The sequence below is a fragment of the uncultured Bacteroides sp. genome (assembly GCF_958445495.1).
In the GTDB taxonomy this organism is placed as follows: Bacteria; Bacteroidota; Bacteroidia; order Bacteroidales; family Bacteroidaceae; genus Bacteroides.
In genome coordinates this window covers 1-13,219 of sequence record NZ_CAUCSQ010000080.1, presented here as the reverse complement: position 1 = coordinate 13,219, position 13,219 = coordinate 1, and the positions used below count along the sequence as shown (strand labels likewise).

Below are 13,219 nucleotides of genomic sequence, written 5' to 3'. Positions count from 1 at the left end.
TTCGCTAATCACCAAATTTTCAAGTACTTACAATTCGTCGAACTCACGTTAAATATGTATTCGTTCAATATCCTCCAATGAAGTGCAATTTCCAAAATCAAGGACTAATTCCTTCACCGTTTCAGGCGACTGTCCGCCTTGAGTCTCTATACGCAATTTTAACAGTTGAAAATCACGTTCCCCTTGGTCGGCATCCCACTCCGTAGGAAGTGCCACCACTTTGAACAGTTCTTGTTTCCCATATTCTACACGAAACATAGGATTGTCATTTTCAACCGCATAAGCCAAAGGAGCAGACTTATATTGTTCCAAACGCCCGTTACGCAAATGAAAAGACAACCGTCCTTCCGCGGCCCTGTTAATAGAGACATCTTCCGACAAATCATCAAAATTATAATACCCCTTCAAATAGCTGAACTTACTATGCCGCGATGTAACCGGACGGCACATCCACTCATTCAGTTCCTTCTCCGTCAATCCCGTTTCCCAGATACGTACTTCATCGATACAACCGCCGAAAACACTCTCCGAAGATTCGTTAATTCCAATCGCTCCGGGCAAAATCACCGTAGCGGTATCTTTACGGGCCACTTCCCGGCCGTTAATATACAGCAAGATACGACGCCCATTACAGACAGCCGCTACATGTGTCCACTTTTCTTTAGGGATTTCTTCTCCGACCAGACGAGCGCCCGCATTGCATAACCGTCCCCGCTCTACCACCAACGGCAAATAGTCCAGTGAATTGAGTTCGCTATATTCTCCCCCGCCAATAATTACTTCTTGCGGTTTCCATTCATTACCGTCAGGTTTAATCCACGCTTCCAATGTCCAATGACGGCATAAAGTATCCATACCTATACGCAAGTTGTTATCTTTACCGTCCAAACAAACAGCCAGATTGGATTGTGCCGATAAATGCACTCCAAACAAGCTGAAAAAAACAACATACAACAATGTCTTCATCATACTTATTATCAAAATAAAACCGGGAAGACCATAAAATCATTGCGGTCCGCCCGGCCACTGAATAAAAAAAGTCAAGAGGGAAAAATCAATTATAATACGGGTTCTGCACCAATTGCGGCATCTTATTCGTTTCCGTCATCGGAATAGGCATCAGATATTGTCCTTTATGAAAATTACGGACTAAAGGAATCTCTCTTATCTGGAAAAATCCCGCATCATCATCCGCAGTCACATTCAAGCCCAAATCAGGTATCCCTAAATATTTTTCCGCGATTTTCCAACGGCGGATATCAAAGAACTTCTGACCTTCAAGATAAAACTCCAGCGAACGTTCCTGTCTGACAATCTCCCTCAAGCCTTCTTTGGTATCCTGGTAACCAGGCTCGGTAGAATAATTAGTCCAGGCCTCATCCACAGTCGGGATACCTGCGCGGGTACGCACCTTATCTATATAAATCTTGGCTTTGTCCAGCTCACCGATTTCCACCAAAGCCTCTGCATAGTTCAGATACATTTCGGCCATCCGGAAAAGAGGCAGCGGATAATGCACCACACCATCCTCATAGGAAGGATGCACAAGTTTCTTATTGTGATATCCGGTGACTGAATAGTAAAGGTCTTGGTCCCGCTTACCGTGACGGTCACTGTTACGCAGTTCCTCCACAATAACCCGTTTGGCAGGGTCATCGTTCGTTATCTCTCCGTCATACTGCGTGATTTCATAAAAACCATGGTGAAAACCTATGTTTGCGTAAAAACGCGGTTCCCTGTCAAGATGCATTTTTATAGAAGTACCATTACTGACATCCGAATAATTATTTCCATCATAATTCACCGGCAGCTCAACAATATCGAACCGTCCGTCATAATCATACGTCTTATCCTTGTCTATCGGCAAACCGTTTTTCGTATAAAACGATTCTACCATCTGTAACGTAGGAGCTATACCTCCCGAACCATCATACACAATATCGACATACTGACGGGGAATGGACCGGTTCTGGATATCATAATACCCCTCTTCCCTGGTATCAGCCCAGATCACTTCCGGATTCGGATTTGAAAAATCAATTACAGAGTAACGTATCCTGCGTTGGGCCGGATTAGACAATCCCGGACGATTGTCATCAGGTCCGCCCGCGTCATTATCATCATAAAGCCGGAAATTCAGTTTCTCCAGTTCCGTAATAGCCTGCAAAGATATTTCCGCACTTTTTCTCCATTTTTCTTCCGAATATTCCTGCGCAACCAAGTGACGCCCATCTATTTTGCTCTTAAAATCGGCATACATCTCACTGTTACCATTGAATAACGGCGAAGCCGCATATAAATAAAGCCGGGATTTCAGTGCATAGACAGCCACCTGGGTAGCTCGTCCGAAATCCTTTCCGGAAAATGTAGTGGCTAAATCAGGAAAGGCTTCGTCGAGCTTGCGGTTGATGAAGTCCACCACCTCGTCATAACTGCTGCGTTCCGGAAACTTCTCAATATCCAATTTCGGGTCATAAAGCCTGTCAATGATACAAGTGGGACCGTAAGAACGCAAAGAAAGGAAATGATAATAAGCAATCAGAAAGTTCGCTTCACCGCGATAATGCTGCTTATCTACGGGAACCAGGTTCTTCGCCTTATCCAATATATCCAGAAACATGTAGCACTGCCGGATACCTTCCCAAACAGGAGACCATGTATCGGAAGTCATATGCAGGCTGGAAGGCCCGTATGTACCCTCGTTAAAAGTAGAAAACATCTCTTTACGGTAAAAGGAAGTCTCAGCCCCGCACATCATCCAATAAGCATTATTGCTAATCTCCCTGTTCGTAGGCAAAAAGGAATAGCACGAATAAAGATAATTCCGTACCAAATCCGGAGTTTCATAAGCATCTTCCTCTTTCACGATTTCATCCGGAACAATATCCAGATAGTTACAAGACGACAGACTTAACATTAAAAGCCCGCAGAACAAATATCTTAGTTTCATAGTTTTATAATTTTGTACCGTTTGATTACTGTATGGTCATCTGAAAACCAATATTGAACACTCTCTGAGTAGGATAATAAAGCCCGTTACCACCTCCCATTTCAGGGTCCCAATGTTTGAAAGGGGAAAACGTCAGGAGGTTGACCCCGCTCAGATAAAAGCGCATGCCTTTATAGGTATAGCCTATCTCCGCATTTTTCAGTTTTAAAAAAGCTGCATTTCTCAACCAATAAGTAGAATACTGCTCATTATTATCATTATCGTCTTTTGTTAAGCGCGGATAAGCAGCATTCGGATTAGGATTATCGACGCTCCAGTGGTCGTCAGCCACAAACTGCAACATGTTCTTGATGCTCGTCGTACCGAAAGGATGCATGCCGTACATCATGAAAGAAGTACGGGCCACTCCCTGGAAAAAGAAAGAGAAATCCCAGTTTTTCCATTTCATGGAAGGTCCAAAGCCATATACCAGTTCCGGGTCGTAAGGATAACCGATAGCTACCCGGTCATTGCTATTAATCACATTGTCATATTCTCCCTTCGCATTGGGCTGATTGACATATTTTATATCACCCGGCTGAGGCGTGTAACCTAAATCCTGACGTGGAGAATTGTCAATAGTTTCCTGGTCTGGGAAAAGTCCGTCGGCCACATATCCCCAATAAGTTCCCAACGGATGCCCTACGTCAGACAATCCCGGATATTCAAAGTACGGAGGTTCATCCATTTTCAATACTTTGTTGCGGGCAAAAGTCAGCGTACTTTTAAAAGAAAGGAAAAAGTCCTTTGTGATTTGCTTATTATAGTCTATAGCCAAATCAAATCCTTTATTTTCCATTTCTCCATTATTCGAAGTGATTTTAGTTTCACCCGTGCCGACAATCTCCGGAATGGAATTCTCACGGGTCATAAAAATATCACGGCGTTTTTCCTTAAAGATATCGAATGTCAGATTAAAGCTATTAAACAACTGTAAATCAACGCCTAAATTAATCTTCTCACCAACCTCCCAAGTCAAATCAGGATTGTAATACCTGTTCCATGACGGACCGGAATAATACGTATCCTGCCGAATGCCCGTCGTATAAGAATCGCTTCCGCCAAGCACAATATCTTCCATATAAGCGAAGCGTCCCGCATTGGTAGCATCATTGCCGACCAATCCCCAGGAACCTCTTATCTTCAGATTTGAAATGACCGGTTTTATCGGCTCCCAAAACCTCTCGTTCGAAATGTTATAACCTACGGCGATTGAAGGGAAAAAGCCGAAACGATGTCCCTTGGCGAAATTTTCCGAACCGTTATAACCAAAATTAGTCTCAATGTAATAGCGTCCGCCATAAGAATAAGACACACGCCCTGCTATTCCCTGTTTGCGTTGCGGCAAAGAAGAGAAAAGAGTAGTAGGACCATTCACATCATATTGTTCCTGGTTATAAAGAAACATGACATTCAAATCATGCAATTCTTTAAATGTACGGTTATAATCCAAAATAGCCTGAAAATACATTTTCCTGTCTCCGCTCTGACTTCCGTCATTTGTCAATGCGGTACTTTGCTCGTCACCGATACGGGTTATCTCATAATCCATGGACGAAGGCTCGTAAGAAGACATATAGTAGTGATTATAACTGGCGCTGCGTTCCGTATAAGAAGTCGTATAATTCTTAAATGAAAACAGTCCTGTAAATTTCAACCCCTTGGTAATCATGTCCAAGTCTTGTGTCAGCTTAAAATTGGCAGTAATGGTAGTGCGTAAGTTTGTCTGATATCCGGTCACATACTCCGCCACCGGATTCCTATACCAACCCTGTCCGTATATGCCTCCCGGCTTATCCCCCCACAGAATAAAATCACGGTCCGACATGCTTGCAGGAAAACGTACCGGGAAATCCACCGGATTAGCTTCCATAGAAAGCTGGAAAATATCGTTCACATCCATCAAAGGAGACTTCTTATCGGCAACGGAAAGATTCAAACCTAAAGATATCTTAGTCGTTTTGGTTGCATGGACATTCAAATTGTTGATAAAATCGTAATTGTAATTGCGCACATTATTGTTATAAGAGAAATAATCCTTGCTCAATGACTTTAAATGCCCGTTACTATGCTTGAAACTGGCACTCATAAAGTAATCCATTTTCGAGCTGCCTCCACGTATATTGAAATTGATACGTTCGGAGAAAGCACTTTTATTAAAGATTTCGTCAAACCAGTCCACATTAGGATAGATATAAGGATTCAAACCGGCGATAGTGCCGTCAATCTTTTCCTGCGAATAAGGGCTTACATCGCATCCCGGACGCGACACCGCTTCATTAAACATTTTCATATAAGTAGGACCGTCAACCATATCGGGCACACGTGTCATTGTAGATATAGCGCCTTCCAACCGGAAATTAATAATAGGCTTATCCAAGTCCTTGCCGTTCTTGGTTGTTACAATCATTACCCCATTGGCCCCGCGTGTGCCGTATAATGCCGTAGCGGTGGCATCTTTCAGAATAGAAAAACTTTCGATAACCTCAGGGTCCAATGCATTCAATTCCGTAGAACTTATCTCAACTCCATCCATAATAATCAAAGCGGAAGTCGCACCGCTGAAAGTCGATTTACCGCGAATCCAGAAGTTAGCGCCGTCAGCTCCCGGTTCACCGCTACGTTGTACCGCTATCACACCGGCCATACGTCCTGCAAAGGCGGTACTCAAACTGGAAGAAGGGACTTTAAGTTCCTGTGGCTTGATTTGTTGGATAGACCCAACAAGAGACTCTTTCTTCTGTCCCACACCAAATGCGGTCACTACGACCTCTCCCAATTCCGCCGAAGTCTCTTTCAAGGCAATGGCATAGATATTGCCTCCTTTCACCAAAACCAGCCTATCCTGATAGCCGACATAAGAAACAGTTAAAGTATCTCCTACGGAACATTCCAAGACAAAGTCGCCTGACATGTTCGAAGTGGTTCCCGTCATGCTTCCGTTCACCTTTATCGTAGCTCCGATAATAGGTTCCTGCGTACTGTCATCGGAAACAATTCCGCGAATCGTCTTTTTCTTCCGTGCTGTCTTTTGTTCCGATTTGCCAGAAGCACTTTTCCCTTCCTGTATAATAATCTGTTTCCCATCTATCTCATACGTCAGTCCCGTATTCTTTAACACTTCATCCAAAATCTCGATGATGTTCTTTTCTTTTACAGTTATACTAACCTTCTTTAATAGATTCTTATCAGTAGAGTACAAAAAAACATATTCGCTTTTTTGTTCGATACATTTAAATACCTCCTTGATGGTAACATTGCGTAAATCTAACGAGAAGTTTTCTTTATTCTGTTCCATAGCGGCCATGGAAACCGAAAACAGCAATGCGCAAAACAATAACATTGCCGAAATTTGCTTTCTTATAAAAAAATCCATATTTTTGCATAACAATTAGATACTTATGACATTTATGTCATTCTTCTAAAAGGCTCGGATTAATGTCGTGGTTATCCGAGCTTTTTCATTGAAATGATATATAATTGCCACAAGAGGTTAATAAAATATTTTAAAAGAGTAGGGGTAGAGCTGCCTTTAACCGGAATTCTACCAGAATTGATTGAAGCATTACTTTTTTATTCTCATAAGCATTGTGTGTTAATGATTAATATTAGGGTTCATAAATAGATAATATCCGTCCGATGTTTTCCGAAAGCCAATAGCGTGCACTTTTGAAATTCTCTCAAGAACTTTCGACAATGGAACGCTTAAGTCAATAGTTCCCTGTAAAGGGAGATTTTTAATAGATAAGTCACAAAATATTTCACAACCATAAAAAAGAGACAGCCGTTGTAATATAGCCTCCATGTTACGTCCCTGTAAAGGAAATTGCCCTTTTGTCCATGCTATATACTGTTCTGCATCAACAGTATATTTGGTATCAGCCACTCCGGCAGATAAATTCAGCAGCTCACCCGGCTTTACATCAGTTTCTTTATTCGCACAATCTTTCACAGTAATAGAACCTCGCAACAGAACGACCTCAGCTTTAGACATCGATGCATACGCATTAACGTTGAAAGCAGTTCCCGTAACCCGGATATCAAACTCAGGGGTCTTCACAATGAACGGTTTACCCTTGTCTTTCTTTACATCAATAAAAATTTCGCCATCCACATAGATTTCACGACGCTTTCCCTGGAACACACTGGGATATAACACCTTAGTACCAGCATTGACATACAATAAAGTACCATCAGCCAATAATAACTGAGAATACTTTCCTTTAGGAACAATCAGTTGGTTATATTCCGTTTTTTGCGGTTTACTTTCCACCTGCCGTTCATTAATCGAAACCTCTCCCTGCTTCGAATAACTAATACGGGCGCCTTTATCTGTCGCTATCCGCTGCCGCGCATGGGTAATCAGAAGAACGTCTTGTATCGTGTCCATCCTGCATTGTTCCAGCAAGGTAATGGCAGCGTCTATGGAATGGGAATTGGTATTCAGATAAAGTTTTATTCCCCAAAAAATACCTGCAAGCAATGCCGCCATACAGGCTATTTGCATATATATGCGTAAATGTTTGCGTTGTTCAGGTACAGGTTCGTCATTTACCCTCCGCACCAACCGGCTCCATTGTTCCTCTATATCCGCTTCTGGAATTTCTTTCTCCAAAGCCCTAAAATAGGAAACCAACGGGTCGCGCTCATCGTCTTTTATGGATTTCTTTTTCTGCATAAATTTAAAGTTCACTCTATTATAAAGACGGAACCGGCAGAAAAACCTACTCCTTGTTTGCGATTTTTTTTTGAGATATCTTTATTTTCCGGTCCAATATCCCTATAAAACAACATATCGGATTGAAAAATTCACTTCTTTATGAATTAAAATTAAAACATAAGAAATAAATTCCTCAACCCGATATCATCACCTCACCGGCAATCTCTTTTTAGGAACCGGTTAATAACGTGTCACCTTATTAGTTGTCGATTTCAAATATTCGAAACGGTTTATCAGCTCACCCAGTTTCTTCGGATATTTTGCCGCCACATTTTCCCGCTGCCCGATATCCTTTTTCAGGTTATAGAGTTTATATCCGTATCCCAAACCGATAAAATCCCCTTCTTCTTTACTGTACGGATTGTAATAAGGAGGAATCAACGCCCAGTCTCCTTGACGGTAGGCGTAATTGAACATGCCTTCAATAACCAGTTCCTCACGTCCTTTCTTGCTCTTTCCCAGAAAAGCTTCCAACGTATTCTGGCTATCCAGCTTCTCCGGATAACTTTGCCCCAGCAGAGCTGCGAAAGAAGCAAGCAAATCCATCTGGCAGACAAAAACATCGGAAACCTGCGGCTTCACTGCCGCCGGCCAACGAAGCATGAAGGGAATGCGCGTGCCGCCGTCGAACATGCTGATTTTTCCTCCGCGAAGCGGGCCCGCTATCTTGTGGTCGCCTACCAGTCTCACTGCATCATCCTTATAACCGTCGTCCAATACCGGGCCGTTATCGCTGGTGAATATCACAATCGTATTCTCCGCCAGTCCCAGCCTGTCCAGCTCTTTCAAGAATTCGGACACACACCAGTCTGCCTCCAGAATAACGTCACCGCGAGGTCCCATACCGGATTTGCCGGCAAAACGTTCGTTCGGCACGCGGGGCACGTGCGGCTGGTGAAGCCCGTAATAAAGGAAGAAAGGAGTGTTCTTATGGTCATTGACAAACTGTTTGGCCTTGTCCAGGAACAATTCCGCCATCTCTTCATCTTTCCACTGCGCCGACTTACCGCCTTTCTGAAAACCGATACGGGGCACGCCATTCACTATCGAACCGGCATGTCCCACACTCGGATGCATACGGAGCATTTCAGGGTTGTTTTTCCCGGTAGGTTCGCCGGGAAAGTTCTTGCGATAATCCACATACAACGGATCGTTAGGGTCCAGTCCCACTACGCGCCCGTTTTCAAGGAAAACGCAAGGAACACGGTCATTGGTAGCCGCCTGGATGAATGAATAGTCATATCCTATCTCGGCTGCACCGGGATGCACATCTTTATTCCAGTCTACATTGCCGTCTCCCAACCCGATATGCCACTTGCCCACGGAACCGGTGGCATATCCTGCCTGCTTCATCAATTTAGGCAAGGTAATCTTTTGGGTATCGATAATCAAAGCGGCATTACCCGGAAGAATCTTCGCCTCCGTGTTGGTCCAGGGATAAAGCCCGGTCATCACGGAATAACGGCTGGGCGTAGAAGTAGCCGCCGTACAATAGCCCTGCGTAAACCGGATTCCTTCGTCGGCTATGCGGTCCATTCCCGGTGTGGAAATACGATGGGCGCCGTAACAGCTCAAATCGCCGTAACCCAAGTCATCGGCCACAATCAGGATAACGTTCGGTTGCTGCTTGTCCGCATTTCCCTTCTCCGGCTGGGCCTGCCCTGCCAACAAAGTAGCAGGCATCGACGAAACACCGGCTAATGTAAAAAATACACAATTTAAGTTTCTCATATTTTATTTATTTGGAATTAGACATAAGATATTCGTTCACATCTCAAATTTATTCTTCAATCATTTACTTCTCCCAACCCCCGCATATCCGGCTACTATATATAAATACACATCAAATCCGTATATCACGGACACGGGAGCCGTTTTTTTATCATTAAATCGGGCAAACCGGTGCAGGTATCCTGCCGATGCCTGCAAAATACGGGAAACAATGTCCCGTTTTTCCAATTTGCGCACCTCCCTGTTCCGGACCGGCACAAGGACGATTCCCAAACAAAACCGGCTTACGGGAACTTCACCTGTACCTTAGCGCCGTCGGCGGCGATGGCATTCACCCTGAATCCGTCAGGCAGCGTTGCGCCGACCGTGAATGACGGTTCGGGAGATACGAATATCGGTTTTCCGCTATTGTCGCATACCTCGTATGCCACCACATTCTTCCACCCGGTCATCGTCAATTTCGAACCGGAACGCACGGCTGTTCCCGCAACGACGGAGATACCCGCTTTATAGACCTCCAGGTTACCATCCGTGATATATTCCAGTTTCTGTTTCGGAGCCGGATATCCCAAAGCGGCAATCCTATTTTTCAGGATATCCGCCTGAGACTGCGTTACGGTCACTTCACCGTTGTTGTAAGTGTCGCTTCCCTCAAAAGAACCAACTTGTCGAACACATCTCCCAATTTTGCATGGAAGGCATCCTCGTCACAGAAAACCAATGTCATCGCATGCTCATAGTTCATATCCGGCGTAAACGTAATTTTCGGCGCATAACTCAGCGAGAAGACAAACTGGAGATTGCCGACTTGAAAAAACACCTTTCCGTATTGATTGCCCAATTACCGGAACGGCAACAAGAGATATTCCGCATGAGCCGTGAACAGCACATGACGTACAAACAGATTGCCGAACAATTGTCAATCAGTGAAAAAACGGTGGAATACCACATGACAGCAGCTTTAAGGTATCTACGGAAGAACCTGTATCTGCTCTCATTGTTTCTTGGATAAGCCTTATTCTCCGGATAAAATGCGGACTGCGAAGATTCGGGTATTTTCTTTCCGGCAGCAATCCGTTAATCTGTAATTTCAAACCGTACCAACACGGAATAGTTTTTCTTTATCGTACGGAAACTGTCGAATGAGGCTGCATTGGAAGACAGGACATTACTCTGTGCAAATGAGACGCCGTTCGTATCATTCCCCTCTATGATGCGAATGACGCTACCCAACTTTTTACCTAACGCTTCAACCAAATAGGCAGCTTTTCGTTGTGCAGCTTTCAGCGCCTCTATTTTTCCTTTTTGATGGTATGCCAATATATCCTTATTTTCCAACTCACCGACACGCATAGTGTTGACACCTTTCGTGTCTATCCGCCTGACTATTTCATCTATCTGTTTGAAATCGGTCAGCGTAATGTCAAATTGCTTGGATACCAAAAAGTCTTGCCCTTGCTTTCGCCAATAATCGCCAATCTCTTGCGTACGGATGGCATCCTGCGTAACACCCGCTTCGGCAAGATTTTTCCGTAATCCTTGCTCTATCTGCGACAAGGGTACTTTGGTGTGATACTCTTCGGGGCTGGACTTTCCGTCAAATTCTTCCTCGAAGTATTCACGGATTTCAATGATGTAATGAATCTTGTCCGGCACGATTTCCATTTCCGATGTGCCCGTCACTTCAATATAACGTTCATTTGTCTGCGCTTGTAACGAAAACGCTACAAACATCACAATTGCTGATAATACGACTTTCGTTTTCATAATTATTTGATATTAATTCATTTCGATTCCACTCTGCCGCCTCCATTTGTTCCGAGTGATTTGACCGGCACGACCTCCGGGCTGTAAATATCAAAATCTGCCACAAGCGTTATTTCCTTTTTATTTGCCCAGAATGTCTTAACCAAACGATATTTGCCTTTCGGCAAATGATAATATTCCCCGACAGGGAAACGGAAACAATACAACAGCATTCCCCTATGCTGTACGAATAAATCATCTTCCCACATAAGGTGGGAGACTTTCAGTTCCGGATAAACCCATTCTTTCCCGTTCCAAACATAAATATGCCAACGTCGCCCGAAGTTGATTGGAATGTCTGTCGGATTCGTCACAAATACGTCAATCACCTGCACATCTTCCCAATAGCTCTCGCGTTCCGTCCGCATACGGATTTCTTTATCGTTGCCTGTTTCGGGCAGTTCTTCCGTGTACCAAAGCCGGCATTGAGGAATTTCATAAGTCACCGTATCTCTATCCTGCTCACCGCTTTTTTCAGCAATGACGATTTCAGCAGTACCGTCCGCACCGCCGATAATCGTATTCCGTCGCTCTTGTTTGTTAGTACAACCCAGAATGAGACAGTTACAGAGCATTCCTAAAATCATAATTTTTGCTTTCATCATGCGATTTATTTTACTTCAAATTCCTTATATACATCTACTTATTAATTATTTTACCATTTCTATCGATATAAAACCAAACGGAACTATCCCAATAATGCTTTTCGCCATCGGAACAGGGAACTTCCTTACTTTCGCCGGAAAACGTAACCTTTGCTTTGCCGTTTTCGAATGGAAAGGCAAATTTAAATTGAGGTTTGATAACTACATTACCCAATGTATCCGCAAATCCCATCTGCCCTTCATCATCTGTTATACGAAAAAAACCTTCCCTGACATAATCCACTCCATTGTCATACTTGAATACGTTGAACAACTTGTGCCCTTTCACATCTATGCAAACGATTTCTGCATTAGGTTTATTTTCATAGACAAAGCCTATGTTCCGTATCGTGTCCGTTTGGCAGAACCTATATTTGCCATACGGAACAATAGTATCTCCGCGTTCGCTCAAATAGCATACGGGAACGCCTGCTTCCAAATATTCCTCATTCGTGTGCGCTATCAATATCTGCTCCCGATTCTTCCACTTAGTCCGGCGGGAAATTTTTATACCTGTCGTATCCGTAACCTGCCTATCCGGTAGGGAAGAAAGGCTTTTTATCCCGATGCCCTCCTTACACCAAACACTGTTCAAACGGTTCTCATTTTCCCGTATCTTTGCGGATGAATTGACGGTGTTGATGCATTTTACCGCTCCAACGCCTATCTCCGGTCTTTCCGGCAAAACCAACGTGTCCTTAATGGTGCTTTCCTGTGCCTGAAGCAGACTGAAAGTTACAAACAATGTCATCAATATAAGAAATCTTTTCATAACACAGTATATTATCATTTTTTCCAAAAATACAAAAAAGGAATAGACCTTTATAAATTAGACTATTCCTTTCCTGCCAGGTTTAAGCAAATTAACTCTTGGAGCTTAAATCTTCTACTGTCCGTTCTGTTGGGATTATTTCAATTCAGCGTCCGACCCGCTCGTTGAATGTAAGATTGATTTTGACGTAACTGTTATCAAAGCCCGGCACTGCTCCGTACTATATAGACATCGGCGGGGAAAAACCGCCGTTACTTTACCCCCGGTGAAATGACAGGGACAAAAACAATGAACCTATATACCGACTATTTGGTATTGGTCCGGCAAGTAAAAGATTGTAACTTTGTACCCGTTTTTTTATTTGTTTTTCAAAACTGTCAAAGAATAACGGGTAATTGTGCGTATATCTGGCATCGGACTGATACTTGTATTCCTGTTTCCGGTTGCTTTATTTGCCCAGCAAAGGGTGGACGTGACCGGAAAAACTCTTGCTGTTTCCAATAATGGAGAAGGACAAGAGGTGTTGCCCTATACCAATATCTTGGTACTCGAAGCCG

The 13,219-nt window shown here is 43.5% G+C and carries 10 protein-coding genes and 1 pseudogene; 1 reads left to right on the top strand and 10 read right to left on the bottom strand.

Annotated features, from left to right (window positions below):
• Nucleotides 1-48 precede the first annotated feature (48 nt).
• From Q5076_RS17115 to Q5076_RS17085, 7 genes are all read right to left on the bottom strand, one after another.
• Nucleotides 49-969: a LamG-like jellyroll fold domain-containing protein gene (locus Q5076_RS17115; RefSeq protein ID WP_303014944.1), complete on the bottom strand. Its 921-nt coding sequence runs from the start codon at nt 967-969 to the stop codon at nt 49-51.
• A gap of 85 nt (nt 970-1,054) precedes the next feature.
• Nucleotides 1,055-2,950 (bottom strand): RagB/SusD family nutrient uptake outer membrane protein, encoded by a 1,896-nt coding sequence (locus Q5076_RS17110; protein WP_303014942.1) that lies wholly within the window; start codon nt 2,948-2,950, stop codon nt 1,055-1,057.
• A 25-nt stretch (nt 2,951-2,975) separates the two neighbouring features.
• A complete protein-coding gene (locus tag Q5076_RS17105) occupies nt 2,976-6,332 on the bottom strand; it encodes a TonB-dependent receptor (protein ID WP_303014941.1) in 3,357 nt (1,118 codons plus the stop codon).
• Nucleotides 6,333-6,584: 252 nt separating this feature from the next.
• The gene (locus tag Q5076_RS17100; protein ID WP_303014940.1) at nt 6,585-7,667 is read right to left on the bottom strand and encodes a FecR family protein; all 1,083 of its coding nucleotides are present in this window, start codon (nt 7,665-7,667) and stop codon (nt 6,585-6,587) included.
• A gap of 222 nt (nt 7,668-7,889) precedes the next feature.
• Nucleotides 7,890-9,440, bottom strand: coding sequence for a sulfatase-like hydrolase/transferase (locus tag Q5076_RS17095; RefSeq protein ID WP_303014939.1), 1,551 nt, complete (start codon nt 9,438-9,440; stop codon nt 7,890-7,892).
• Between the two features lie 284 nt (nt 9,441-9,724).
• Complete coding sequence (locus Q5076_RS17090; RefSeq protein WP_303014937.1) at nt 9,725-10,063, bottom strand: hypothetical protein; 339 nt, start codon at nt 10,061-10,063, stop codon at nt 9,725-9,727.
• Nucleotides 10,060-10,185, bottom strand: coding sequence for a hypothetical protein (locus Q5076_RS17085; protein WP_303014935.1), 126 nt, complete (start codon nt 10,183-10,185; stop codon nt 10,060-10,062). Before Q5076_RS17085 ends, Q5076_RS17090 begins: the two co-directional genes overlap by 4 nt.
• Between Q5076_RS17085 and Q5076_RS17080 the strand changes: the two genes are divergently transcribed.
• On the top strand, nt 10,171-10,452 hold the full coding sequence (locus tag Q5076_RS17080; RefSeq protein WP_303014933.1) for a sigma-70 family RNA polymerase sigma factor: 282 nt from the start codon (nt 10,171-10,173) through the stop codon (nt 10,450-10,452). The genes Q5076_RS17085 and Q5076_RS17080 overlap by 15 nt on opposite strands.
• A gap of 65 nt (nt 10,453-10,517) precedes the next feature.
• Here the strand turns inward: Q5076_RS17080 and Q5076_RS17075 are convergent, their stop codons facing one another.
• The 3 genes and pseudogenes from Q5076_RS17075 to Q5076_RS17065 form a co-directional block, all read right to left on the bottom strand.
• Nucleotides 10,518-11,207, bottom strand: coding sequence for an SIMPL domain-containing protein (locus Q5076_RS17075; RefSeq protein ID WP_303014931.1), 690 nt, complete (start codon nt 11,205-11,207; stop codon nt 10,518-10,520).
• Nucleotides 11,208-11,224: 17 nt separating this feature from the next.
• Nucleotides 11,225-11,848 carry an immunoglobulin-like domain-containing protein gene (locus Q5076_RS17070; protein WP_303014930.1) on the bottom strand — a complete coding sequence of 208 codons (624 nt, stop codon included), beginning with the start codon at nt 11,846-11,848 and terminating at the stop codon, nt 11,225-11,227.
• Nucleotides 11,849-11,885: 37 nt separating this feature from the next.
• Nucleotides 11,886-12,356 (bottom strand): annotated as a pseudogene (locus Q5076_RS17065) (WG repeat-containing protein); the annotation flags it as partial.
• Nucleotides 12,357-13,219 lie beyond the last annotated feature (863 nt).

What these genes read in the sequence shown, in the direction of transcription:
- Q5076_RS17115 (WP_303014944.1), bottom strand. Translation starts at nt 969, where the DNA reads ATGATGAAGACATTGTTGTATGTTGTTTTTTTCAGCTTGTTTGGAGTG.
- Q5076_RS17110 (WP_303014942.1), bottom strand. Translation starts at nt 2,950, where the DNA reads ATGAAACTAAGATATTTGTTCTGCGGGCTTTTAATGTTAAGTCTGTCG.
- Q5076_RS17105 (WP_303014941.1), bottom strand. Translation starts at nt 6,332, where the DNA reads ATGTTATTGTTTTGCGCATTGCTGTTTTCGGTTTCCATGGCCGCTATG.
- Q5076_RS17100 (WP_303014940.1), bottom strand. Translation starts at nt 7,667, where the DNA reads ATGCAGAAAAAGAAATCCATAAAAGACGATGAGCGCGACCCGTTGGTT.
- Q5076_RS17095 (WP_303014939.1), bottom strand. Translation starts at nt 9,440, where the DNA reads ATGAGAAACTTAAATTGTGTATTTTTTACATTAGCCGGTGTTTCGTCG.
- Q5076_RS17080 (WP_303014933.1), top strand. Translation starts at nt 10,171, where the DNA reads ATGCTCATAGTTCATATCCGGCGTAAACGTAATTTTCGGCGCATAACT.
- Q5076_RS17085 (WP_303014935.1), bottom strand. Translation starts at nt 10,185, where the DNA reads ATGAACTATGAGCATGCGATGACATTGGTTTTCTGTGACGAGGATGCC.
- Q5076_RS17075 (WP_303014931.1), bottom strand. Translation starts at nt 11,207, where the DNA reads ATGAAAACGAAAGTCGTATTATCAGCAATTGTGATGTTTGTAGCGTTT.
- Q5076_RS17070 (WP_303014930.1), bottom strand. Translation starts at nt 11,848, where the DNA reads ATGAAAGCAAAAATTATGATTTTAGGAATGCTCTGTAACTGTCTCATT.